Source organism: Haloferax sp. KTX1 (assembly GCF_902410085.1).
In the GTDB taxonomy this organism is placed as follows: Archaea; Halobacteriota; Halobacteria; order Halobacteriales; family Haloferacaceae; genus Haloferax; species Haloferax massiliensis.
On sequence record NZ_CABPRH010000006.1, the window covers coordinates 105788 to 130381 of the forward strand.

The window sequence follows — 24594 nt, forward strand, 5'->3', positions numbered from 1 at the left end:
AAGACCCCCGTCGCCCCGCCGGTTTCGGCGCGCCCGCAGAAGACAAGTTAATTGGCTGTCGGGGGCCGAAAGCGGGTATGACCGATTACTTCGAGGTTCACGCCCGCGACGGCGCCGCCCGAATCGGGGAGTTGCGGCTCTCCGACTCGGTGACGACGCCGGCGGTCGTGGACGACGCGCTCGCGGACGCCGGCAGCCTCTGGGCGGCCGAGCGCGAGTTCCCCGACGGCTCCGACGACGTGCTGACCGTGCTCCCCCACCGCTCGCTTCCCGCCGGGAGCGCCGACGAGGTGCGCGAGTCCTTTTCGGTGGACTACCCCGACGCGGACTTCCCGTCGGCCGCCGTCGTCACCGCCGATACGGCCGCCGACTACGGCGCTGACGCCTACGTGCTCTCCGACGCGCAGGGCTTCGTCGGCCACGCGCGCGCCTTCCGCGACAACGTCATCGAGGCGAAGGAGAACCTCCCCGCCGACACGGCGCTCATGCTCTCGGGCGTCGCCACGCCGCGGAACGTCTCGCTTCTCGTCTACGCGGGCGTCGACCTCGTCGACGAGAAACTCGCCCGCGCCCGCGGACTGGAGGGCTTCTACCTCACGAGCGACGGCGAGTACTTCCTCGAAGACCTCGACGAACTCCCCTGCGCCTGCGAGGCCTGCCGGACGCCCGCCTCGGAGTTCACCCGCGCCGACGCGGCCGACCACAACGCCAACGCCCTGCGCGCCGAACTCGCGCGGGTCCGACGCCGCGTCCGCGACGGTCGGCTCCGCGACTACGTGGAGGGGCAGGCCCGCCACGACCAGTGGCTGACCGCCCTGTTCCGACGGTTCGACCAGCAGTACAGCTTCATGGAGGAGCGGGTTCCCGTCATCCGCGACTCGGAGCTCACCGCGGCCTCCGAGGAGTCCATCGACCGCGTGGAGATTCAGCGGTTCGCCGACCGCGTGACCAAACGCTACCGCAACCGCTTCGACAACCCGCTCGTGCTCCTGCCGTGTTCGGCGAAGAAACCCTACAGCGAGTCCCAGAGCCACCGGCAGTTCCACGAGGCCGTCCAGTACCGCGCGCACATGGTGTCGATGACCTCGCCCATCGGCGTCGTCCCGCAGGAACTCGAACTCACCTACCCCGCCCAGCACTACGACTCGGTCGTCACGGGCGACTGGTCGGAAGACGAGAAGTCGTTCGTCGCCGAGGTGCTCCGTCGCTACCTGGAGCGCAACGACTACCCGCGAATCGTCGCGCACCTCCCGCCGGGCGCGTACACGGAGATCGTCGAGCGCGTCGCCGACGACCTCGGCCTCGACGTGGAGTTCACGGTCTCCGAGCATCCGACGACGACGGAGTCCATCGGGAACCTCATGCGGACGCTCGACGGCGAACCCAAGTTCACCCGCGAGGAGCGCGAGCATAACGTCGTGAAGGCCCTCGCCGACTACCAACTCGGCCCGGACGCGGGCGACGCGCTCTTTGCGGACGTGGAGTTGGAGATGACGAGTCGGTTCCCCAAGCTACAGGTGTGGAACGACGCGGGCGTGCAGTTGGCGACGATGGTCCCGCAGTACGGCGTGCTCTCCTTCACGCTCGAAGGCGCGAAGGTGTGGCGCGACAGCGACGCGCCGACGAAGACGGTCGAAATCGACGGGTTCGTCCCGCACGGGTCGGTCCTCGCGCCGGGCGTCGTCGACGCCGACGCGGACATCCGCCCGGGCGACGAAGTCGTCGTCGAGGGCCCGAAGGCGTTCGCCATTGGCCGCGCGGAGATGGGCGGCCGCGAACTGGTCGAGTCCACGCGCGGCATCGGCGTCGAGATTCGGCACGTCGAAGAGCGATAGCCCGAACCCGGTTCGGAGAGGGGGGCTCCGACTCGACCCGAAAACCGCCCGACACGCCGAAGATACCCTCGAAATCACATCTCCCTGATGATTCGTTCCGCGGTGGTTAATCAGCCTTTGAACGCCGCTAAATGGGGCGTATACCCGGATTTCTGTGCACCCGATCATGGCGGAAATATCATGTCACTACAACTTTAAGTAGCATCCCGGCCCAAGGTGGGCAATAATGGCAGAACGACACGAGGGGGAGCGACCGGAGCTCGACGAGCTTCCCGACGAGAGAGCGGTAGACTGGACGATCACCCGTGCGCTGTTGGCGGCGAGCGATTCGACGTCCCGCGCTTTGGAATCACACCTGTTGCGGGTGCAGTACCGCGGTGACGCCGACCTCGACACGGCGGCGACGGCCCGACACATCGACGACGCGATCGACCGACACGCGCGAATTCTCGAGGATTTACGCCTCGCGCGCGACGCGCTCGAACACCGGTAACCCGACCCGAGGTCGCCGCGTCGTTGTCCCTCGCCGCGCGAACCGGACCGTACGCCCTCTCACATAAGTTGTTTATTTAACAGCGGCTACGAACAACCGTGTATGAAGTTGGCCGTCCCAACTGACTTCGACATCCTCGAAGCGCTCTCAGATCGGAGGCGAAACACCGCCGTGAACCTCTCGTATATCCTCGACAAGAACCGCTCGTACATCAACACGCGACTGCCGATTCTCGCGGACTACGGCCTGTTGGCGCGAGTCGGCCCCGCGCCGAACTCCGGGCTGTACGAAATCACCGACAAGGGACTGGTCGTCCTCGACAACCGCGACCAGTACCGAACCGACGGCGTCGACTTCGACGCCCTCGTCGACTCCGAACTCAGGGCACGGACCGACGAGACGGACGCATAACGGCGAACGACGCGCCGAAACCGGAGGTCGGGACGGCCTTCGGAGGCACCCCGGCGCGCTGTTCCTCGCGGGGAGTGGCGACGCCGCCCGGCCCCGCGTTCTCGACGGGTCCGCGGTGTCGGGAACCGCCCGCGCTGTGAAGCGGTCGCCGCCGCCTTTTTGCCGCTTTGCCGCCCAGTTCGAGGTATGGCTGTCGAACCACTCTCGCTCGGCGTTCCGAAACCCATCATCGACTCGCTCCCGGAGGCGGACGGCACGGCGGCACAGGACATGCAACGCGCCGTCGACGGACTCGAAACGCGACTGAACCGCGCGATCGAGGACGCCGACACGGAATCCGAGGCCGCCGGTTACGTCGTCGACGCGCTCGAACGCCTCGAAGGCCACTACGAGCGCTACGACGAGTTCATCCCCGAACTCCGCGCGTGGGGCCAGTCGCCCATCTACGCCATCGCGTGGCGGAACCTCCAAGCGGACCTCATCCTCCAAATCGAGGAGTACGACTGGCTGAAACCCCATATCGACCGAGAACGAAACCTTCGACTGGTCGAAGACGGCATCAGATTCGGCAAGTAGCCGAGGCGTCCGCGGTACCGATTGACGGTCTGTTTTCGAACCGCACGACTATTTCACTCCTAGGTGTTGTGCGACAATATTGAAATACAGTAGAATCATTCTAAACATAATGTTATTAGTTTATTTTGGAACGAGCTTAGTACAGGACAGAAAAACAAAAGATATTTACCGTCGATCCGAATGAATATCTGAGTAACGGTTTAATAGCTGTTTTCACAGGCTGACTGTCGGGTTTATGTTCGATATCCGAAATCGGAGCGCCTCCAAGTAGTATTGTAAATTAACCACTATACTGGTGGGTCCGCATTCGAGTCGACTGCGTCCTCGAAACCGCCGCGCGTTCAGTCGGTCGCCGCGGGACCGCGAGCACGCTCGCACCTCGGTCGTGTGACCGACTGGCGGTTCGACGTCGAGCGACTCCGCATCGACTTTCCGACAGATGTGGGGACGACAGTCGCTAGTGAGGATAGTTAGTCGCGCCCCGTGAAGGGTGACCGAACCTAATGGGGAAGGGGGGGAAGGGGGATGAGTTCGGTCAGTTGGATGCGTCCGAGGGGTTACTCTGTACGGTACTGCATCCGATTGAATACATTCGCTTCGAATATATAAATGATTCTGATTATCAGCGCGACGAACAGTATCGCGGAAGATATAACGAGTGTAACGTCGTTACAACTTGGCCGGTTCTGCGTTTCGGTGCCGGTGGTGGTCTGTCGAAGCCCCTTTCAGTCCGTCGTGCCGAAGTCGTCGTCGGCGCGGACGAAGGCGAGGAGTCGCCGCGAGAATCCATCGACACCTCGACGAGTGACGACCGACCGCGGTTCGACCTCGGGCGCGGTCGACGGACGCGATTTCGCTACTTCACCTGCCGCTCTACCCACTCGCTCGCATCGACGACGAGGTCCGACAGCGCCTCCTCGACGGGCACGTCACCCGCGAGACCGACGCTCCAGGTGACCTGCGACTGAATCGCCTGCAGGTTGAGCATCGTGTTCTGGACCCGCGACGCCAGTACCACCGGAACCGTCGCGTCGAACCGGCGGATTCCTTTGACCGCCTCGACGCCGTCGAACGCCGGCGGGGCGTGGAGGCAGACGACGAGATGCACCGGTCCGTCGGTCAATCGCTCGAACAACTCCCGACTCGACCCCACGAACTCGACGTCCACGTCGCGGTCCGTCGCAATCGGACCCGCCGGTGGCGGACCGTAGGCGAGGATGCGCGGCGTCGCCGCTATGGTTGTCTCGGACACGCATCAGACTGTTCGCAGTGAGAGTATTTGACACTTTCTCCGGTCCGAGACGACGCCCGCCGCCGACGGGGGTCGCGCCCGGCGGTGGCACGCGGGACCGCTCGCCGGCGTCGCCGGTTGTCGTCGGTCGTCGGTTCAGAACAGGGAGTCGAGGCGGTCGTCGACGACGGCCTCCGCTTTGTCTCCGTTGTCGGCGGCGTCGCCCGCCTCCCGTTCGCGGCGGTCCCGCTCGGCCTCGACGGCGGTCGACCGGACTTCGGCCACGCGGTCGCTCCGCGACACGTCGCCGAGGAGGACGAGCACGCCGACGTGGTTCGACTCCGGAAGCGGGTAGTCGCCGCCGCGGACCTCCATGCTCCCGGTCTGCTCTTCGACCCACGTTCGACTCCGCTCGATGGCCTTCCGGTTGAGCCACTCGGGCGGGCCGCTGACGACGACCAGTCCCCGGGAGGCGGAGTCGACGTCGCACGGGAGCGTGAGTCGCCCGAGCACCGCCTTCCGCGTCTGGGTCGTGATGCGGTTGATGGAGTCGAGTTCGTCCGCCGACGACGACCCCCCGCCCAAGAGCCCGGAGATGCTGAACCCGCCGCCGTCGCCGCTCTCGGGGAGTTCGCTCGCCGCGTAGCCGATCGTCGAGATGCCGCCGCCGCGGAGGGTGTTGATGACCTCCGAGGAGTCGACGACGCTCTCGCCGACCGCCCCCGACTCGCCCACCTCGCCCGAGGCGAAGAGGATGCCGAGGCGGCGCACGAGTTCCTCGTTCATCGACTCGTGGGCCGCCGCGACGTCCTCGCCGCTTTCGGCCCACGCGCCGTTGTCGAACGCGAACACGTGGTCGGTCACGTCCACGAACGCCTTGAGCGACCGCGCGGCGTTGCGCGAGTACAGCGCCCCCTCGTCGGCGGCGGGGAGGACGCCGACGCCGTAGATGGACTGTTCGTAGACGCGGTTGAGGTGCTTTGCGAGCACGGGGGCCGCGCCGCTCCCCGTGCCGCCGCCGAGGCCCGCGAAGATGAGAAACGCGTCGGCCGTGGAGGTCGGCGCGCCGTCGGTGCCCCGCAGGAGCTGCCGGCTGTCGCGCTCGGCGAGTTCCGCGGCGAGTTCGTTGTCCGCGCCGACGCCGTGGCCGCTCACCTCGTCCGCGCCGAAGAGGATGCGGTTCTCCTCGGGGACGAGGTCGAGGCCGCGGAGGTCGGCCGACGCGGTGTTGTACGCGACCGCGTCGACGACGTAGTCGGCGTTCGTGCGCTGTTCGTACCGGAGGAGGGCATCGAGGACGTTTCCGCCCGCTTGCCCCACGCCGAAGCAGAGGACCTTCATCGTCTCTCTTTGACACGTCATCAGTGGTGAATCTTCTGTTAGGGGACGTCCACGCTCGGACTCGGACGCGCCGCCGACGGGGTAGTTCTATACGACCCGCGCGAGAACCACCGACAGACGCCATGACCTGTCCGCGGTGTTCACAGCCCCTCTCGACGCTCTCGTTCGACGGCCGCGCGGCGCGCTACTGCGAGCGGTGCGGCTTCGTCGGCGTCGAGACCGTCCACGAGCGCGACGCGCCGAGCCGAGAGTCGTGGGACGACGCGATAGCCCGCTTCCACGAGCGGGCGGTCCGCGAGGCGCGCGAGCGGGACGGGGACGTGGGCGGCGGTGACGCCGGTGACGGCCCCGCCGAGGGCGACGACGCGGCCGAATCTGAGCGCGCCGAGGCCGACGCTGACGCCGACAGGGACGAGGCCGACGCGACCGAGTCCGACGACGGCGGGGCTGACGACGGCGTGGCCTCCGACGGAGAGCCGAGCGACTATCTGCGGAAAAACGGGGAGGACGGCGACCGCGGGGACCGCGCGGGCGACGAGTGACGCGCGCTCGCGCGTCGCCGGCGGCGCGTCGACCTCGGTCGTGACGTACTGTCCGGCCGGTGTGTCAGCTCGGGTCGGCGCTCAGTTCGATTCCGGCGGGGCTTCGGTTTCGGTTTCGGGTTCCGGGTCGGGCTCGGAGGCGCTCCCGTCGGACTCCTCTTCGGAGCGGGCGGCGACGAGCGACCCGCGGGCGACGCTGTAGAGGGGTCGGTCGATGCTCCGGACCTCGTTGACCGAGAACGGAATCGTGGAGTCTTCGAGGTGGTGTTCGAACAGCTCCTCGAAGCCGTCGGGGCTGGAGGTGCCGCCGGTGACGACGACGGGCACGTCGAGGCCCTCCTCGATGTCCTCCTCGTCGACCTCGCGCTCGATGTTCTCGATGACGTAGTCGAGGAGGTTCTCGTAGTAGATCGACAGCGCGCCTTCGACGCCGCCGACGTCGGTGCGGAAGTCGAGCCGGAAGTCGTCTTCCTTGATGGACGTGACCTTGTCGACGGCCGTGCCGGTGGCCTGTGCGGTCTGCTGGTCGATCCAGTCGCCGCCGCGGGCGATGGAGAACTGCATGACCGGCACCGCGTAGTACGCCAGGCAGATGTTCGTCATGCCCGCGCCGAACGAGACGCCGAGGCCGGTGAAGTTGTTGTCGGCGAGCTCGCTGTAGATGACCGCCATCCCCTCGTTGATGGGTTCGGGGTCGTAGCCCATGTCGCCGAGCATCGATTCGAGCGTCTTGTCGTGATACAGCGTCGAGAGGTCGGAGTCGATGGGGTCGGCGGGACTCGAATAGAACAGGCGCTCGTTCGGCCGGGAGGGCGAGCCGACGACCTGCTCGATGATGAGCTTGATCATCGGAATCGCGGAGGACTCCTCGCTGGAGAGGATGCCGTGTTGCATCGGCCGGCGCGTCTCCTTGCCGAAGATGTTCGCGAAGTTGAGCGCGTCGTCGCCGACGACGTACACCTTGTCGTCCTTGCGGATGTGGAGCACGTCGCTCCGCGAGAGCATCTGTTCCGCCATGTCGCTGTAGTCGATTTCGACGAACGAGTTTCGCTGCTGGACAAATACGGTCTCACTCCCATCCTGACTCGCCGACAGGATGTTCATGGTACCTACGTCAAGGCCTTTCGCCATACCTCACGCGTCGTAGGGCTGTCGCATAAATCTGTATGCGCTTTTGACATTCATGTCGGCCGATGAATCCAACGCCGAACCGACGGCCCGGCGTCCCGCGACGGCTCAGGAGAACAGCCCGCGAATCCGGTCGACCAGCCCCTCGGAGTCATCGCGTTCGGCGTCGGCCTGCTGTCGCTTCCGGAGTTCGGCCAGCGCGGCGGCCTGGTCGTCCGTGCTGTCGCCGACCGCCGTGTCTTTCTTCCCGCCGCGGAGGCCCTGGAGCCCGGCGACCGCGTCGTCGACGCCCCCGCCGCGCGTCTCGGTCGCTTTGGCGTTCTCGAAGCTCGCGCGGTCGACGTCGTCGACGGCGGAGGTGTCGAGCTTCAGGCGGGTGGTCTCGGTCTTGCGGACGCCCCCCCACGACAGTTCGGTGTTCGACAGCGCCTCGTCCATGTCGCGGCGGACCTGCGCGGAGACGGCTTCCTCGTCTTCCTCGTCGGTCGCGTCGGACTTCGCGTCGCTCCCGCCCGCGGCGGGGCCGCTCGTCTTCGCCCGGGCGATTTGGAAGCCGACGAGCGACGTGCCGCTGGCGGCGACGACCGCCACCGCGCCGAGCGAGTAGATACCGACGATGCGGCCGCTCCGGTCGGCGCTCGCGGCGACGTTCCAGTTGTGGGGGTACGCGCCGACGAACTGGACGACGGCGACCGCACAGACGACCAGTCCCGCGCCCGCGAGGAGCTTCGGGAACCGGTACCGCGAGGGGAGCAAGACCACGACGGAGACGAGGAGGAGGGGAATCCCGAGCGCGCCGGTGACGCCCGCGACCTCGCGGAGTTCGTACTTGAAGATGTTCTCGGGCGGGATGCCGCCGCTCCACACCACCGCCGCGAGCGCGACGGCGAGCAGTCCGATAGCCGTAAAGAACAGCGCGAAGCCCGCGTAGACGGTCGTCTCGTCGGGGTCGGCGTCGACGTACCGTCGGTAGAGGGCGATGAGGGTGTTCTGCCCGTCACTCGACATACCTCAGACCATTCTCCCGCGCGACATATAATGTTCGCCGGGTTCGGCCTCGTCCCCTCGCCGGCGACCGACCCGAGACCCCGTCACCGCCCGCCGGCGCGCTCGACGGTCACGTCGTAGGCCGCGACCGTGTCGTCGAGGGTCGCCTCGGCGAGCGTGGGGTCCGCGTCGAACCGGGCGCTGGTGAATCTGGCGGGGCCGTGGACGACGGTGTCGCCGAACGCCGCCGCGTCGGTCACGTGGGCGTGCGCGAAGTCCAGCCGCCCGCCGATTTCGACGCCGAAGGTGAGCGACCCGACGGTGCAGTCCGAGAGGTCCACGTCGCGCGCGACGCGGACCCCCGAACAGAACAGTTCGTCGCCGAAGCGCGCGTGGTCGCAGATGACGCTTTCGCCCACGGCGGCTTCGACCAACCGGACGGGCGACTCGGCCGAACAGACCGCGTCCGAGAGTTCGAGTCCCCCGTCGACGGCCACGCGGACGAACGACGCCGGTCCCGACTCGAACCGCGCGCTCCGGAAGCGGAGCCCCCGACCCTCGACGGACGCGTTGTCGAAGTAGACCGGGCCGCCGAACGCGCAGTGGGTGAAGTCGACGGCTCCGTCGCGGGCGGTGAGTCCCGTGCAGTCGACCCGGCCGCCGAAGGCGGCGGTCGTCGCGTCGATGCCGCCGTCGACCGTGAGCCGGGCCGCGTCGAGTTCGCCCTCGACCGTCAGGTGTTCGAGCGAGAGGCCGTCGTCGACGGTCGCCGACGCGGCGACGACGCTCCCGCGGACGCGGCAGTGCGCCAGCGAGAGCCGACGGTCGAACGCGGCGTTCCCGAAGTCGAGGCGGCCGCCCAGTCGAGTGTGGGAGAACCACGCCGGCCCGCCGAACCTCGCCTCGGCGACGGACACGTCGTCGTCGACGACGCCCTTCCTGAACGTCGCCCCGGCCTCGAAGCGCGCCGCCGTCGCCACCACCGTCTCGGCGCTGAAGGCAGTCGCGTCGAAGCGCTCGTCGAAGCGCGCCTCGCAGAGCACCCAGCGGTCGCCAATCTGCAGGTGGCGACAGCTCACCGCCCCGGACGCGTCGAGACGCTGCATGCACACCGCGCCGCCGACCGAGACGCGGTCGAGCCGGAGCGCGCCGTCGAGCGTCGCGTCGCGGAGGTCGATATCCGATTTCACCATCGCGCCGCGGAAGTCGAGCGACGCGTCGGACGGCGGCGTCACCCCCGCGAGGTCGATGCGTTCGAACGCCGCGCCGACGAACGCCGAGGGTCGCGCGTCGTCCTCGACCGCCTCGCGGAGCGCCTCGGTGACGGCCCCGGAGCGGGTTTCCTCGGCGGGTCGGTGGAAGAGACAGCGGTCTGACCCGCCGCTGGCGGGGTGCGGACACCGCCACACCGATGGCGACTCGTCGGCACCCGTCTCGTCGGCGGCGTCGAAGACGTGCTCGTAGGTACAGCGCGCGGTGCGTTCCACGTTACTCGACCGTTCGTCGTTATCACGTAAATAGATTGTCACGAGGTGGGCGCGTCGCGCGCCGCCACAGGGTCGCGGCCGTCCTCGTCGCGGTCGCGTTGGTCACTCCCCGACGAACGGCGCGCCGACTTCGGCGTCGCCGACGACGGCCGAAAACGTCGCCGCGAACTCGAAGTCGCGGACGGGGAGCGTCACCAGCCGAACCGTCTCGCCGGTGCTGTCGTGGAAGCCGACGACGGTGCGGTCGGATTCGAGTTCGACGGAACAGCCGGCGAAGACGGGGCGGTTGAGCTGTATCGTCCGCATCTCCCGCACCCGCTCGGGGGTCGCCTGCCCGCCGTCGTGTCGAATCTGGACGAGTCGCGTCTCGGTGAGGAGCACCGTCATCTCCTCGTAGTGGCTGACCGACCGGAGCGTCTCGCGCTCGCCGACGAACTGGTGAATCGACTCGTAGAAACTCACAGCCCGCCTACTCGGTCCGCTCGTATCAACGTATCTACACAGTTGTTCACCGACGACGAGTTTTCGCCGTCGGCGCGGGTTGCGAGGCTCACAGCCAGCATCGAACCACCGGGTTCCGACCGCCTGTCAGAGGCGAGCGGGCGGGACGGGTCGCCGTGACTGGGCGGTCGTGCTGTCCACATCCCGACCGACGCGACCGCCCGTCGTACAGTCGCCGTCCGGAGCATATCAACGTCTGCCCGGCGGCGCGGTCGGTCGAACGCGGAGCCGCCGCGGTCAGTCGGTGGCCTCAAGCGCCGGATCGCCCGCCAAGACGACGATGTCGGCCATCCCGCGCACGGACTCGAACGGAACTCGGACGCCGCGCAGACCGACCTCCAACCCCTCGGGCGGATCCTCGACGGAGACGAGAAGCGCGGTCACGCGGTCGTCGTCGAGGTCGACACAGAGGTCGACGGCCTCGCCAAATCGATCGCCCGAGGCGGTGTACACGGGGCGGCCTTCGATGCTCGGAATCGGTTCGATGCCCGACGATAACTGGGGACCCATATCTCCGCTATCGGACGTGTCAATCAAAAATACCTCGGTCGGGACGGAACGACATCGCCGTTTCCCGACCGACCGCTGAACGGCGACCTCCGACCGTGGTGTGGTGTTTCAGCGCCACCGCGGTCGTCTCCCGCCCGACGACGCGGACAGCCTCGTTCGACGTGTATGCGGCTGATATTCGTGACCTCCGGTATATTTTTTAGGAGCGCCTAAGAGATATCCATCTGGTCAGGACGAACCGAGCCTCGGTGTTCCTTCCGTAGACCCACCACCACTACCGAGGCCGACTGACCATCTTCGCGTCCCGACGAGTCTCCCGTGAGCGCCCGCGGTGTCTCTCGTCGCGGTGACCGATGGTCGTCGCCGGCCGGCGGTGTCGTTCCCGCCGCCGAGGGTGGCCCTCACGTTTTTTGTTTCCGAGCCGACATCCTTCGATATGGTAGACAATCCGACACGGGCGTACGGTGCGCTGGCCGTCGTCGTCGCGGCGGCCGTCAGCGGTGCCGTCATCCTCTCGGGATTCGTCGCTATCGACTTCGTGCTCGACGCGGTCACCGTCTGGGGCTACATGGCCGCGGTCGGCGTGATGGTCGTCTGCGCGGTCGTCAGTTGGTTGACCGACCTCCCCGGTATCCTGTCGGCCGAGTTCGGAGGAAACGGGCGGTAGGTCGCCGGGGGACGGCCTCGGAAACGCGACTCGTCCCTTCGACTCCTCTGCGGTCAGTCGTCGTCTCGCTTCTCGTCGGTCGTAATCATCGATTCGCGGATGTCCTGTAACCGCTCGGTGCCGCGGAGTTCGGACATGTTCACGCCCAGCGCGTCCGAGTCCTCGTCGGTGGCGACGCCGCTCGTGAGGATGCTCCGGACGCCCTCCTCGACGGTCATGTCGATGTCGTACACGTCGTCGGCGGGGATGTAGGTGAGCAGGCCGCCGGTGACGGGGTTCGGCGCGAGCGGGAGGAACATCGAGACCATCTCGCCGTGACCGGTGGACTGCTCGATGGTCGCGGGAGAGCCGCCCGTCTGGAAGCCCAGCACGTACACGTCGTCGTCGAAACACTGGACGAGTTTCACGTCCTGGAACTCGTCTGCCCCCTCGTCGAGGACCACGTCGCCCATGCGGCGGAAGCTCTTGTACACCGTCCCAACGCCCGGAATCGACGAAATTACGAGGTCGAACGCGCCGATGATCTTCTCGCCGTACTGGTTGCGGCCGACGGTCCCCACGACCGCGACGATTCCGAAGAGGACGAGCAGCGCCACCAACTCGGTGAAGAAGTCGACGACGAACGAGTAGACGCCGAGTTCGATGAGGAGGCTGATGAACTCGACGCTCTCGAAGCGGCTGATGACGCCCGCCCAGCGAAGCAGGTCGATGAACGGTTCGAGGGCGTCCCTGACGAAGTCGATGCCGACGCGCAGGACGTACAGCGTGATGACGATGGGGATCATGATCGCCACGCCCGTCAGCAGGGTGTTGTAGGCTCGTTCGTACAGCGATTGGCCGGTCTCTTTGGCGCTCACGGCGAGTGTGCCCGGCGAGCGCGGAGGGTCAGCGGAGGACACGCCCGGTGGTTCATGTGGCTCGTACAAATAGTGTCGGCAATCGAACTGTCCGTATTTCCGAGGCGCGCTTCGGCGCGGACGCTCGCGGGCGTCCGGAGACGGGCGAATCCGTCACGAGCGACGAAAACGGGGACACGTGTGGGCCGGGAAGCCCCGAGTACGGTAACCGTGAGCGACGACGCAAGGCGGGACGGTGGCCCGTGCCGTCCCGAAGGCGGGGTTAGGAGACGACTTCGAACCGACCGACCGAGAGGTCGAGCGCGAGCTGTTCGCGCGGGTAGACGAACTCCTCGTCGTCGTACGTCGTCCGGACGGTCCCGTCTTCGATTTCCACCACCGTCTGTTCCGTACACAGCGTCGAATGCCGGATGGTCGACCCCTCCGTGATCACGTGCGGGGCGACCTCGATTGCTTGTGCCATCGTTTCACTAGCGGGCGTCAAATAGTATAGTTCTTTCGCAGTTCTCGACATTCGGTGAGCAAATGTGACTATATAGTGGTATTGACGGGTTGATTGTACACTTTCCGTTCCGGACGGTTTCGAACTACCGGTCGCGGCTCCGACTCGGCCGGAGCTCGCGGGGTCCGCCGACTGCGCCGCGGAACAATCGCGGTCGAATCCGGGCGTCGCCGCGCGTCTGTCGGCACTCGCGCGGTTCGGCCCGCACCGCGAGTCGGTTGTCGCCCGCCGCGTCAGCCGCGTTCGAACGGGTCGCGTTCGGGCAGTTCGTCGTCGAGGACGGCCGCCACGGCGTCGACGAACGGGTCGTGCGCCGACAGCGCCTCGCGGAGCGCCTCGTAGTAGGCGACGGTGTCGCCCGCGAGGAACTGCGAGTCGACCCGCCAGAGCGTCCGCCCGGTGCCGAACTCGCCTGCCGGGAGGTCGTCGTGTTCGCCGCGCGCCTCGTCGAGCGCCGCGACGAGTCGCTCGCGGAGCGCCGCGTACGGCGAGTCGCCGGAGAAGTCGGCGTCGCCGTGGACGCCGTCTTCGAGGTGGAGTTCGAGCCGGAACTGCCCGCGTTGGAGGGCGCGCGGCGTCGGGTAGTGCTCGAAGTGGAGGTCGTAGCCGCTGTCGCGGCCGCGCTCCCACGACGTGGGCGTGACGCGCCCCCACGGCTTCCCCGAGTCGAGGGCGTGCCATTCGTGGCCGCCCGCCGGCGGCGACGCGCGGAGGTAGTCGGCCCACTCGTACTGGAGGACCTCACGAGCGAGTTTCGCTACGGCGTCGCGGGTCGCATCGACCTGCAGCTCGTAGTCGAGATAGAAGCTCGTTTCGTCCGCGGTGTCCGGGCCGTTCATACCTCTCTGCTAGACGCCCACACGGATAAAGATTCGACACAGGCTCCGCAGAGCCCGCGTTCGCTCAGTTCTCGCGTCGCATTCGGCGTCCGGCCCCGAGCAGGAGCGCCGCGGTTGCGGCGACCGCGGGCGCGACGCCGAAGCCGGGGACGCCGGTCGCCGTGGTCCGGGACTCGGTCGTCCCGGTCGCGGTCGCGGACTGCGTGTCTGTCGCGCTGGCGGTCGTCGTACCGTCGTCGGCCGCCGTCGGACTCGCGGGCGACGCGGTGGACGTCGGCGACTCCGCCGCCGACTCGGTGGTCGCGGGCCGGTCGGTGTCGTCGTCCGACCCGTCGTCCGCGTCGGCATCGTCGCCGGTGTCGTCGTCCGACTCGTCGTCATCGCCGCCGCCACCGCCACCACCACTACCACCACCGCCACCGCCGGTCGATTCCGAGACAGAGAGGTCGAGTCCGGACGTGCCGGTGACGGAGTAGTTGTTGCCGTCCTCGTCGCCGAGTTTGGCCGCGGACACGTTGAGCGCACCGTCGGCGGTGGTATCGGCGGTCTCGACGGTGACGGACGCGACCGCGACCGTTCCGTCGTCGTCGGTGTCGAGGTTGACGACGCGAAGCGACGCGACCGTGCCGTTCTCGTCGTACGACGTGTTCCTCAGTTGCGGGTCGGTGCCGTCGGGGGTGGTGAGTTCGGCGATGCGGCCGACGGCGTCGTCGAGTCGGACCGTCAGGTCGTACGCGCCGACGCCGCCGTCGACGCTGTCGACGACGACGTCGAACGTCCGCGTCGAGTCGGGTTCGACGGTCGCCGCGTCGGTGCCGAAGCCGACGGTCGTGTCGGTCGCGGCGACCGCGGGCGGCGCGACGGCGCTCAGACAGACGACCGCCACGAACACCGCGACCGCGGGCGTGTTCGCCTCAGTCATCCGTGGTGACGAACAGCCACTGCACGTCGCCCACGTCGACCCGCCCGTCGGCGTTGAGGTCGAACGCGGGGGTGCTCGCCTGGACGGCGTCGGCGTCGCGGTTCACGAACAGCGCCTGCGCGTCGACGATGTCCACGCTCCCGTCGCCGTTGACGTCCTCGAAGGTGCCGTCGCCGTCGGGGTCGGCCATCGCGTAGCCGTTGCCGGTGAGGTCGCCGGGTTCGACGCCGACGGGTCGGTTGTCGATGCGCGACACCGCGTAGGCCGTCCCGTTGGGGTCGTAGGTCGCGGCGGGCGTCAGTTCGAGGGCGGTCGACCCGCCGAGCGCGACGCCCGTGACCGTCACGGTAGCGAGGACCTGCGAGTCGTTCGCGTCGCCGTCGTCGGGGTCGACGCCGGCGGCCTCGATGCGGACCTCACTGCCGTCGTCGCTGATATTGACCGCCGAGAATCCGGGGTCGTCGCGGAACTGTACGTCCGCGATGCGGGCCACGCTCGAATCGCCGACCGCGAGGGTCAGTTCGTACGCGCCGACGCCGCTGGCGGCGTCACTCGCGGTGATGTCGAACGTCCGGGTGTCGCCGAGGGGGACGGACTGGCCGTTCGAGCCGACCGCGAGCGCGACGCCGTCGGTCGGTTCAGGCGTCGGGTCGGGCGTCGTCGCCTCGCCGTCGAGGTCGACGTTCAGCACCGCCGAATCGAAGTTCTCGTACCGGCTCGAATACGCGCTGTCGGTGTAGTCGACGTAGAGGTCGACGCCCGAGTCCGGCGCGGTCACCGGCGTCTCCAAGGCGTCGAGGTCGCTCGTCGGCACCGAGACCGTGACGGTGCCGCTCGCGCCGTCGTAGGCGACGTTCGTCGCCTCGACGTAGCCGCCGCTTCGGTCGGCGAAGGCGGCGGTCCCATCGACGCCGGTCACGCGCGATGGCGCGTCGATGGTGACCGTCGTCCGGCCGTCGCCGCTCGTCACGTCGACCGCGTCGGCGTCGACCGCCGTGTCGACCCGTCGCATCCGGTCGTCGGATTCGGTGTCGACCTCGGCGGCCGCGACGGTCGAGCGGTTCTGCAGGTAGCCGATGACGCCGTCGGCCATCGTCGTCTCGTTGTAGACCGCCACGCGCGGCTTGTCGGCGAGCGGGTAGCCGCTGCCGCCGTCGGCGATGTAGGAGTTGGTCGCGAGCGTGTAGGTCGCCGAGTCGTTGACGGGTTCGCCGTTCACCGTGAGGTCGCGAATCGTCGCGTCGCCCTCGCCGGGCGACGAGCTATCGGTGTGGGGCACCCACTCGAAGGTGACGCCGCTGACCTGCTGTTGGGTCTGCGTGCCGTACTGGTTGTCCATCTCCAGCGGCGTTATCTGGCTCTCGACGACCTCGCGGAGCTCCGCGCCGGTCAGTTCGACCACGACGATGTGGTTGCCGAACGAGAGCGTCGAGGTCACCATCCCGCGGGTGACGTTGAACTCCTCGCCCGCGGCGTAGTCGCTCGGATAGAGCGTGTCGCGGATGCCGCCGGCGTTCGTCACGGCCACGTCGGCACCGGTGTAGCCGCGGACGCCGTCGGTGACGAGGTGGCCCGTCGCGGAGTCGTCGGTGTAGCTGGAGCCGACGCCCGTGTGCTCGGGCATGACCGCGGTTGCGAGCTCCGTGTCGAGGTACTCCTCGCGGAGCGGGTTGATGTAGGTCTGCCACGAGTCGTTGCGCGGCACGTCGGTCGTCACGTCGACGAGTTCGCCGGAAGCGTCGGTGACGCTCCCGTTATCGACGGTTAGCTCCATCCGCATGATGGCGTTGGCTTTGCCGGTGGTCTCGCCGATGAGGACCCCGTTCGTCGTCTGCGGCGGGTAGCGCTGTTGGTCGTCACCGGAGACGAGCGCGTCGATGCCGTCGACGTTCCGCGCGAGGGCCTTCGAGTCCGGAATCCCGACCGGAGCCAGCGCGACGACCACGTCGACGTCCTCCTCGTTGCGGAGCGTGTCGACGGTCCGCCGGGCGGCGGTCGTCGGGTCGACGACGGTGTAGCCGTTGCGCTCGATGACGCCGTCGGTCTTGGCGTTGATGGCCTCGTCGGTCAGGCCGAAGAAGCCGACCCTGACGCCGCCGCGCTCGACGACGGTGTAGTTCTTCGTCCCGGGGAGGTTCTCGCCCGTCTCCTCGTCGACGACGTTGGCGAGGAGCCACGGGTAGGTCGACTCGTCGGCGATGGCCTCGAAGACGGCGAAGTCGTTCGTCCCCGCGTCCTCGTCGTAGTCGAGTTCGTGGTTCTGGACGACCTCGGCGTCGGGGTCGATGAGGTTCATCGCCGTCATCGGCGGCTCGTAGCCGTGCTCCAAGCCGTCGTAGTTGCGGAGTGCGTGCGGGCTGAGTTCGTCGCCGCCGCCGGCCACGAACACCGGCCCGGAGGCGCTGGCGCGCTCGCGGTCGATGAGCGTAATCATCCGACCGAGCTTGTCGTCGCCGGACCCGGCGGCCGCCTTGCCGATGTCGTTGAAGCCGACGAGCGTGACGGTCGTCGCGTTCGCGCCAGCGGTATCGTTACCGGCGTCGCCGTCGGCCCCGTCCGACTGGAGCGTGGCGGTGGTCACGTCCGCCGGGTCGGACGCGTTCGCCACCGGTTGGACGTTCGAATCGAGTGCGCTCGCGTCCTCCCCGGCCGCGACGCCCGCCGCACCGGCGGGGAGCGTCGCGGTCGTGAGTACGACCACCAGCATTGCTGTTACAGTACGTCTGAAAACTGTCCGTGATGTCATGTGCGCAAACACAACAACCCGCACCGAGGCGGATGTGATAACTGCTGGTAAGACTGATATGTTGGTGACCATACTACAACATACTGACGTGTTCGGCGCGCCGCGGTTCGTCTTCGGACCGGCGGGCGAAACGCACCGACTTCACCGCGCGTCGAGCGACGCGGGGGTGGGGGACGCCCGCGGTACTCGGCCGGGAACGTGTCCGGAACTCTGAGAATAAGATGAGTGGTAATAACTGAGAACTATCAGTAACTCAGGAAAACCGAGGAGGGAGTCGACGACCCGCCCGACTCGGACGGGAGAGGACGCGCCGGCATTCGGCCGAGAAGCTCACGAGGATACGTCCGGCGTCGACTGCGCGGTCCCGGCCCACCGGCAGTTGCTCAACGAATCGATGTCGGGAATACAGAATACGCCTTCTCGCCGTCGAATCCGCGAATACGGGCAGAAGCGGTCCGAGTCGACTGCGAAAACAGCGTCGGAAGACGGACGCCTTCGCAGGCTCACTCGGTCTCCCGTCGAACGTGCTGGCCGCGTGACTGGCGTATCTGCCGGGACCGCACACCGACCTCGATGAGCGCGCTTCCGCTCGACGTGCGGCGTACACCGCCCGAACCCCCGAATCATATCACTTTCTAATTATGTAATGGATTCCGAGAAGACTCGCTCGCCACTCGCGGTAGAGCGGCGTATCGGTAGGCGTCTCCCGTCGCGCCGATACTCGCCCGGCCGATTCACTCGGCATCGCCGTCGAGCGCGGCGCGCGCTCGCGTTCGAACGTCGGCGGGGGTCGCCGCCGACGCGTCGCGCCGGGCCATCCGCCCGGTGACGAGGTCGAGGAGGTCGAGCGCGGTCAGCAGGTCGCGGACCTCGTCGCGGTCGAGTCCGAGGCGACGCTCGACTTCGTACAGCGTCTTCGCGCCCGCGACGGCCGCACACACGTCCGCCGTCGAGCAGCCGAGCGAGGACAGCGACGCGGGAAGCGCCGGGAGGTCACTCGCGCCGGAGTCGTCCTCGGTCACCGCAGCCGTCTCGTCTGCGTCGCCCGCGTCGGTCCCGGCGTCACCGGTCGGCCCCGCAGTCGACGCCGGCCCGACTTCCGCGTCGGCCTCGGCTCGCGTCTCACGTTCCGCCCCCGCCGAGTCCGCGGTGTCCTCGCCTCCCGGTTCGGCCGACCGCTCAGGCGCGGCCGCGCCCCCCTCGTCGGCGACGCGCGGCTCCGGGGTCCGCGCCTCGTCGCCCGCGTCGCTCGCTCGGCTCGAAGACGCCGTTTCGGTCGACGGGCCGTAGGACTCCGGTTCGTGAATCCCGCGTTGAATCATCTGGTTGCGGACGGTCTGCGGGGTCACGTCGACGCCGAGAGCGGCGGTCATCTCCTTGAACGTCTCGCAGGCCTCGTAGGCCTCCCGAAGCCGAACCGGGTCGTGATGGGCCGGGACCGCGTCGGAATTCGGCTCCGCGTCTGTGTCCGCTTTTGCGTCCGACTCCACCGCTGGCTCCGTCTCGGTGCTGGCGTCCGCGTCGGTCTCCGTTTCCGTGCTGGCGTCCGCGTCGGTGCTGACGTCCGCCTCCGCCTCCGCCTCCGTCTCCGCGCCCGCCTCGGTGGCGTCGTCCGCCGACGCAGATTCGCCCCGGTCGCTCTCCGGCGTTCCGCCCTTCACCGCTGGAACTGCGGACTCCATCGTCGGCGGCGACGCGCCGGCTCCGACGGCCGCGTCGACCGCCGCGTTTCGCGTCCCGGAGCCGTCGGCCCGGGCGACCGGTTCAGTCGGCTCGGAGTCGCGTTCGGAGTCGCGCTCGGCCGACGCCGATTCCGGGTCGGCGTCTCCGCTCGGCGGGGGCGCGAGCGCCACGTCGAGTTCGAGTCGAAGCCGGCCGTCGGCGACCGTCGCCGCCGGCGACGACACGGAGAGCCGGTTCGGGTCGACCGCGCACTCGGACGCGAGGTCGTACGCGACGGTAACCGAAGCCAGGACACCGTCCGCGGCCGATTCGCCGTCGCTCGTCAGTTCAAGCTCGCAGACCGCTCCCGTCGTCTCCGTAAACTGTTCGAGAACCGCCGTGAGCTCTCGGACGTTCCTGACCACTTCCATATGATGATGTCAACTGTGTCACACCGCATATAATTTATTGCCGTCGGGCTCATCTAGTAATATATATTCTACACAGACGTCCGTTCGCCACCGAGGCGAGTGCCCCGGGACGGTCTGGGGCGTTCTGTCGTCGGGCGTGACTGTCGCCGTAGCTGTTTTTATCACTGTGACGCGACACCACAGACGTATGGACGTGTCTCCACTCCACGGTATCGCCCCGTTTAGCGCGGAGCGGCGTGCGATGCGAATCCTGCTGGTCGACGATAACGAGGCGATGGTGGAGCTGTCCGCGACCTTTCTCGAACGCGAACTCGACGACGTCGAGACGGAGACGTACACCGAGCCGGGGCCGGCGCTCGACGAACTCACCGACGGCGAGTACGACTGCGTCGTCAGCGACTACGACATGCCGGGGATGGACGGGCTCGAACTCCTCACGGCGGCGCGCGAGCGGGGCATCGAGCTCCCGTTCGTCCTCTTCACCGGCAAGGGGAGCGAGGAGATCGCGAGCCGCGCCATCTCCGCCGGCGTCGACGAGTACCTCCAGAAAGGCGGCCCCGAGGAGTACCCCGTCTTGGCGAACAAGGTCTCGAACCTCGTCGAGAAGTACTGGGCCGAGACGCACGTGCGACGCGGCTTTCTCGCCATCGAATCGGCCGAGGAGGGAATCGGCATCATCGACGACGAGGGCGTCTACCAGTACCTCAACGAGGCGTACGCCGCGCTCTACGACCGCGACCGGGCCGAACTCATCGGCGAGCACTGGGCCATCCTCTACCCGGACGATGAGGCCCGGCGATTCCACGACGAAATCCTCCCGCAACTCGAAGCCGAGGGGTCGTGGCGGGGGTTTTCGACCGGCGTCACCAAGGGCGGCGAGGCGGTTCCCGAGCGCCTCGTGCTGACGCAGATGGACGACGGGGGACACGTCTGTATCGTCCAGGAACTCACCGAAGTCGACGCGCTGCGGGCCGAAGTCGAACTGAAAGACCGGGTGCTCGACGCCGTCGACGTCGCCACCGTGGTCTTCGACCCGTCGCAGCCCGACGACCCAATCGTCTATCTCAACGAGGCGTTCGAGACGCTCACGGGCTACGACGCCGAGTCGGTGAGGGGTCGCAACTACCGGTTCCTCTACGGCCCCGAGACGGACCCCGAGACGGTCGCCGCGATTCGGGCGGCCGTCGCCGCCGGCGAGCCGATTTCGACGGAGATCCGAATCTACGACGCCGGCGGCGAGCCCGTCCGGACCCGTCTCGATATTCGCCCGATTCGGGACGACGACGGCGAAGTCGAGTTCTTCGTCGGCTTCTACCGCCCGGCCGACGTCGACGGCGCGGGCGACGTGTTCTCGTCCTGATTGGCTTTCGTCGCGGCCGCCGACGAGATACTGGAAACGGTGGGGTGTCCGCCTCCGGCGTGGGTAAAAAATACGGTCGCGGCGGGTACTAGCCGCGGTCGTGTCCGCCCACGCTCGGCTCTATCAGGTCCTCGCCCTCTCCGCGTTCGGCTTCGCGGCGCACCGGTGGTTCCACGGCTCTCCGCTCGTCGCGGTTGAGTGGACTGTTGTCGGACTGTGGTATCTGTACGCGCTCTGGCGGGGAGTCGACCAGATCGACGAGTATGCCGTCGATACGTGACCGCAAAAAAACCGGCCGGCCGCGTCCGGACTGTCTCTACTCGTCCGAGGCGCGCTTGAAGAACGCGAGCGCCGCGCCGAACAGCGTCAGGTTCTGGAGGAACGACGTGAGCTCCTCGTCGCGGGCGTCGTCGTCGACGGCCCAGAAGTCGTGCATCGTCGGCGTGACGCCGGCGAAGAACGCCGCGACGCTCGCGGAAGCGAGTTTGGGGAGCTTCCAGAGGCCGATACCGAGGCTGCCTCCGAGGAGCAGACCGCTCGCGGCGGGGACGAGTCGGTCCGCCTCGGGGACGCCCTTCGCCTCCGCGTAGGCGATGCGGCCGTCGAGGTCGGTCAGGTTGCGAATCGCCAGGACTGCGAGGCCGCTCGCGAAGAGGGCGCGGGCGAGCCGCGATGGCGTGTTGCGTTCGGTGTCGTCGGAGGCTGTCATTACCGTTTGTACGCGGACTCAAAATTATAAGCGCTCTGTTTACGAACCGGCCGATGCGTTTTTACCGCTCGCCGTTCAGCCTCCGAAATTCGGGCGCTGTATCGCCGTCGCACGCGAGTTGCAGTGTGGCCGTCCCCGGCGGCGTCGATAGATGCGTTTCTCCTTCCGGACGGGGAGTCCGACGCGACCGAGGATGCGACACGTTCTCGCCCGGCATCACCATTATAGTCTCTTGGCGTTATCTATCGTCGCGTATGGTCTCATCTCGTGACGCGCCGCGTTCACTCTCGGAGCCGGCGTCTATCGACGTCCTCTACGTCGAAGCCGACCGCGACTTCGCGGCGCTCGTCGCGTCGCAACTGGAACGCGAGCGCGGGCGATTCACGGTCCATACCGAGTCGGACCCGCGGGCCGCGCTCGACCGGATTCGGAGCGGTGACGCGGCGTTCGACTGCGTCGTCTGCGGCTACGACCCGCCCGGCCTCGACGGTCTCGACGTGTTGTCGCGGGTCCGCGACGAGTCCCCCGAACTGCCGTTTATCGTCTTTACCGAACGGGCGCGCGAGGAAATCGCGGACGAGGCGCTCGCCGCGGGCGCGACCGGGTACCTGCGGAAGGGCGACGACGCGACCCAGTACCGACTCCTCGCCACCCGCGTCGAGAACGCCGTCGAGCGCGTCCGGTCCGCTCGGGCGTCGCCGGGCGAGGCGCTCGAAACGCGCCTGTCGGTGAGGTCGCGGGCGATGGACGAAGCGCCCGTCGGCATCGTCCTCACCGACCCCCGCGCGGCGGACAACCCCATCGTCTACGCCAACGAGGCGTTCGAGACGCTCACGGGCTACGACGCCGAGGAAGCAGTCGGGCGGAACTGTCGGTTCCTACAGGGCGAGGCGACCGACGAAGACACCGTCGCCGAACTGCGGGCGGCGGTCGACGAGCGCGACCCCACGACGGTCGAACTGCTGAACTACCGCAAGGACGGCACCGAGTTCTGGAATCGCGTGCGCATCGCGCCCCTGTTCGACGACGACGGGGACATCGACTTCTTCGTCGGCTTCCAAGACGACGTCACGCCGCGGAAGGTCTACGAGCGGACCCTCTGGGCGAACACCGCGCGGCTCGAAGCCCTGTTCGAACACTCGCCGGACCTCGTCGTCATCCACACGGACGACGGCACGATCCGAGACGTGAACCAGCGGATGTGCGAGGAGCTGGGCTACAGCGAGGCGGAACTCGTCGACAAGACCATCTGGGACCTCGACCCCTCGTCGGACCCGGCCCGTTCGCGGTCGTTCTGGGGGGAGCTCCCGCCGAACGAACCCGACCGGTTCGAAGGCGAACTGCAGCGCCGCGACGGCACGACGTTCCCCACCGAGGTCCACCTCATCCAACTCAACGTCGCCGGCGAGGACCTGTACGTCGCGATGATTCGGGACATCACCGAGCAGAAGCAACGGGAGGTCGAACTCGTCGAGCAAAACGAGCGGCTCGACCGCTTCGCGAGCGTCGTGAGCCACGACCTCCGCAACCCGCTGCAGGTCGCGATGGGCCGACTCGACCTGCTCGCGGACGACTGCGACAGCGACCACGTCGACGCTATCGACCGCGCGCTGGAACGCATGGACGACCTCATCAGCGACCTGCTCGTGCTCGCCCACGACGGCGACGACGCCATGGAAATCGAGCCGGTCGCGCTGTCCGACCTCGCGCAAGCGTGCTGGCGGAACGTGGTGACCGGCGGCGCCGTGCTTTCGGTCGAGACCGAACTGGTCCTCGACGCCGACGCCGACCAACTCCAGCAACTCCTCGAAAACCTGTTTCGGAACGCCGTGGAACACGGTTCCACGGGCAGTCGGGATTCTCCCGACGACGCCGTCGAGCACGGCTCGACGGGCAACCGGACTGCGTCCGGTGACGCTGTAGAACACGGTTCTACAGGCGACCGAGACGACTCGCCCGACCGCGGAGCCGGCGTGACCGTCACCGTCGGCGAGACCGACCGCGGGTTCTACGTCGAAGACGACGGCGTGGGAATCCCCCCTGAGAACCGCGACACCGTGTTCGAGGCCGGCTACACCACGTCGTCGCAGGGGACCGGCTTCGGACTGAACATCATCTCGCAGGTCGCGGCCGCACACGGCTGGGAGGTGACGGTCTCGGAGGGGGCCGAAGGCGGTGCGCGGTTCGAGTTCCGCGTCGACTGAGCCGCCGCGTCAGGCGTCGTCGTCGCCGAGGTCGAACTGCTCGTTCTCGGAGACCGCGTTGAGGACGACGCTCGTGTTCGACTCCCGAATCGGGGCCTCACTCAACAGCGCCTTGATCTGTCGGTTCATGTCGTCTGTGTTCCTGAACTTCCCGACCGCGAGCACGTCGTAGTCGCCGGTGACTTCGTACACCGAGACCATCTGCGGCTCGTCGGCGAGCAGTTCGGTGACCTCCGAGAGGGCGCTCCCCTCTACTTTGAGATGCATGACCGCGGTCACGTCGTAGCCGAGCGCGTCGTAGTCGACGCGGGGCGTGTAGCCCTCGATGATTCCCTCGTCTTCGAGGTCTCGCAGGTGGTTCGAGACGGTCGTCACCGACACGTCGAGTTCTTCGGCGAGGCTCCGGAGACTGCGCCGCCCGTCTTCGAGGAGTGCGTTGATGAGGTCGGAATCGAGGTTCTCGTAGGTCATCTCCGGAACTTTTGCGTGTGATTATCATTAATCCCCCGATCTAAATTGACGATTCGGTGAATCGTCGCCCAGTCGCGTCCGGAAACTAGGTCGCACGGTCGTCGAGCGCTCCGCCGGACGCGTCCGGGCCTCGACCCCGTCCGTTTTCGAGCGGACGTGCGATAAACGAATATCTCACACTT

At 67.5% G+C, this 24594-nt stretch carries 24 protein-coding genes; 9 read left to right on the forward strand and 15 right to left on the reverse strand.

Features of this window, described 5'->3' with window-relative positions:
* The first annotated feature begins 77 nt into the window (after positions 1-77).
* The 4 genes from arcS to FY251_RS11455 all read left to right on the forward strand — a co-directional run bounded on the left by arcS (position 78) and on the right by FY251_RS11455 (position 3315).
* Positions 78-1835: an archaeosine synthase gene (gene arcS, locus FY251_RS11440; RefSeq protein WP_148414985.1), complete on the forward strand. Its 1758-nt coding sequence runs from the start codon at positions 78-80 to the stop codon at positions 1833-1835.
* 223 nt (positions 1836-2058) lie between these two features.
* On the forward strand, positions 2059-2328 hold the full coding sequence (locus FY251_RS11445; RefSeq protein ID WP_089776819.1) for a hypothetical protein: 270 nt from the start codon (positions 2059-2061) through the stop codon (positions 2326-2328).
* 102 nt (positions 2329-2430) lie between these two features.
* A complete protein-coding gene (locus tag FY251_RS11450; protein WP_089776818.1) occupies positions 2431-2739 on the forward strand; it encodes a phage repressor protein in 309 nt (102 codons plus the stop codon).
* Positions 2740-2925: 186 nt separating this feature from the next.
* Positions 2926-3315, forward strand: a complete 390-nt coding sequence (locus tag FY251_RS11455; protein ID WP_148414986.1) for a hypothetical protein — start codon at positions 2926-2928, stop codon at positions 3313-3315.
* An 856-nt stretch (positions 3316-4171) separates the two neighbouring features.
* On the opposite strand, the gene FY251_RS11460 is transcribed toward FY251_RS11455, so the two are convergent.
* A complete protein-coding gene (locus FY251_RS11460) occupies positions 4172-4567 on the reverse strand; it encodes a histidine kinase (protein ID WP_148414987.1) in 396 nt (131 codons plus the stop codon).
* A 135-nt stretch (positions 4568-4702) separates the two neighbouring features.
* Positions 4703-5887, reverse strand: coding sequence for a tubulin/FtsZ family protein (locus tag FY251_RS11465; protein ID WP_148414988.1), 1185 nt, complete (start codon positions 5885-5887; stop codon positions 4703-4705).
* A gap of 122 nt (positions 5888-6009) precedes the next feature.
* Here FY251_RS11465 and FY251_RS11470 point away from each other — a divergent pair, with 122 nt between their 5' ends.
* Entirely contained in the window at positions 6010-6429 is a 420-nt protein-coding gene (locus FY251_RS11470) for a zinc finger domain-containing protein (protein WP_148414989.1), read from the forward strand.
* An 81-nt stretch (positions 6430-6510) separates the two neighbouring features.
* Here FY251_RS11470 and FY251_RS11475 read toward each other — a convergent pair whose 3' ends face one another.
* The 5 genes from FY251_RS11475 to FY251_RS11495 all read right to left on the reverse strand — a co-directional run bounded on the left by FY251_RS11475 (position 6511) and on the right by FY251_RS11495 (position 11042).
* On the reverse strand, positions 6511-7533 hold the full coding sequence (locus FY251_RS11475) for a cell division protein FtsA (RefSeq protein ID WP_148415093.1): 1023 nt from the start codon (positions 7531-7533) through the stop codon (positions 6511-6513).
* Between the two features lie 132 nt (positions 7534-7665).
* Entirely contained in the window at positions 7666-8565 is a 900-nt protein-coding gene (locus FY251_RS11480) for a permease (RefSeq protein WP_148414990.1), read from the reverse strand.
* Between the two features lie 83 nt (positions 8566-8648).
* Complete coding sequence (locus FY251_RS11485; RefSeq protein WP_148414991.1) at positions 8649-10031, reverse strand: pentapeptide repeat-containing protein; 1383 nt, start codon at positions 10029-10031, stop codon at positions 8649-8651.
* A 102-nt stretch (positions 10032-10133) separates the two neighbouring features.
* On the reverse strand, positions 10134-10493 hold the full coding sequence (locus FY251_RS11490; RefSeq protein WP_148414992.1) for a hypothetical protein: 360 nt from the start codon (positions 10491-10493) through the stop codon (positions 10134-10136).
* 276 nt (positions 10494-10769) lie between these two features.
* Positions 10770-11042 carry a PRC-barrel domain-containing protein gene (locus FY251_RS11495; RefSeq protein WP_148414993.1) on the reverse strand — a complete coding sequence of 91 codons (273 nt, stop codon included), beginning with the start codon at positions 11040-11042 and terminating at the stop codon, positions 10770-10772.
* Between the two features lie 436 nt (positions 11043-11478).
* Between FY251_RS11495 and FY251_RS11500 the strand changes: the two genes are divergently transcribed.
* Positions 11479-11709, forward strand: a complete 231-nt coding sequence (locus tag FY251_RS11500) for a hypothetical protein (protein ID WP_148414994.1) — start codon at positions 11479-11481, stop codon at positions 11707-11709.
* 53 nt (positions 11710-11762) lie between these two features.
* Here the strand turns inward: FY251_RS11500 and FY251_RS11505 are convergent, their stop codons facing one another.
* From FY251_RS11505 to FY251_RS11530, 6 genes are all read right to left on the reverse strand, one after another.
* A complete protein-coding gene (locus FY251_RS11505; RefSeq protein ID WP_148414995.1) occupies positions 11763-12566 on the reverse strand; it encodes a DUF502 domain-containing protein in 804 nt (267 codons plus the stop codon).
* Between the two features lie 262 nt (positions 12567-12828).
* Positions 12829-13029: a hypothetical protein gene (locus FY251_RS11510; protein WP_148414996.1), complete on the reverse strand. Its 201-nt coding sequence runs from the start codon at positions 13027-13029 to the stop codon at positions 12829-12831.
* Between the two features lie 272 nt (positions 13030-13301).
* Positions 13302-13907 carry an acetyltransferase gene (locus tag FY251_RS11515; RefSeq protein WP_148414997.1) on the reverse strand — a complete coding sequence of 202 codons (606 nt, stop codon included), beginning with the start codon at positions 13905-13907 and terminating at the stop codon, positions 13302-13304.
* Positions 13908-13971: 64 nt separating this feature from the next.
* Positions 13972-14829: a hypothetical protein gene (locus tag FY251_RS11520; RefSeq protein ID WP_148414998.1), complete on the reverse strand. Its 858-nt coding sequence runs from the start codon at positions 14827-14829 to the stop codon at positions 13972-13974.
* A complete protein-coding gene (locus tag FY251_RS11525) occupies positions 14822-17530 on the reverse strand; it encodes a 5'-nucleotidase C-terminal domain-containing protein (protein WP_255516678.1) in 2709 nt (902 codons plus the stop codon). The genes FY251_RS11520 and FY251_RS11525 overlap by 8 nt, the downstream gene beginning before the upstream one ends.
* A gap of 779 nt (positions 17531-18309) precedes the next feature.
* Complete coding sequence (locus tag FY251_RS11530) at positions 18310-19668, reverse strand: hypothetical protein (RefSeq protein WP_148414999.1); 1359 nt, start codon at positions 19666-19668, stop codon at positions 18310-18312.
* Positions 19669-19855: 187 nt separating this feature from the next.
* Here FY251_RS11530 and FY251_RS11535 point away from each other — a divergent pair, with 187 nt between their 5' ends.
* Positions 19856-21028 carry a PAS domain-containing protein gene (locus tag FY251_RS11535; RefSeq protein WP_148415000.1) on the forward strand — a complete coding sequence of 391 codons (1173 nt, stop codon included), beginning with the start codon at positions 19856-19858 and terminating at the stop codon, positions 21026-21028.
* Between the two features lie 100 nt (positions 21029-21128).
* Positions 21129-21308: a hypothetical protein gene (locus FY251_RS11540; RefSeq protein ID WP_148415001.1), complete on the forward strand. Its 180-nt coding sequence runs from the start codon at positions 21129-21131 to the stop codon at positions 21306-21308.
* A gap of 36 nt (positions 21309-21344) precedes the next feature.
* Here FY251_RS11540 and FY251_RS11545 read toward each other — a convergent pair whose 3' ends face one another.
* Complete coding sequence (locus FY251_RS11545; RefSeq protein ID WP_148415002.1) at positions 21345-21737, reverse strand: DoxX family protein; 393 nt, start codon at positions 21735-21737, stop codon at positions 21345-21347.
* A 254-nt stretch (positions 21738-21991) separates the two neighbouring features.
* On the opposite strand from FY251_RS11545, the gene FY251_RS11550 reads away from it, so the two are divergent.
* On the forward strand, positions 21992-23941 hold the full coding sequence (locus tag FY251_RS11550; protein WP_148415003.1) for a PAS domain S-box protein: 1950 nt from the start codon (positions 21992-21994) through the stop codon (positions 23939-23941).
* Positions 23942-23950: 9 nt separating this feature from the next.
* Here FY251_RS11550 and lrp read toward each other — a convergent pair whose 3' ends face one another.
* The gene (lrp, locus tag FY251_RS11555; protein ID WP_148415004.1) at positions 23951-24412 is read right to left on the reverse strand and encodes an HTH-type transcriptional regulator Lrp; all 462 of its coding nucleotides are present in this window, start codon (positions 24410-24412) and stop codon (positions 23951-23953) included.
* Positions 24413-24594: the final 182 nt, after the last annotated feature.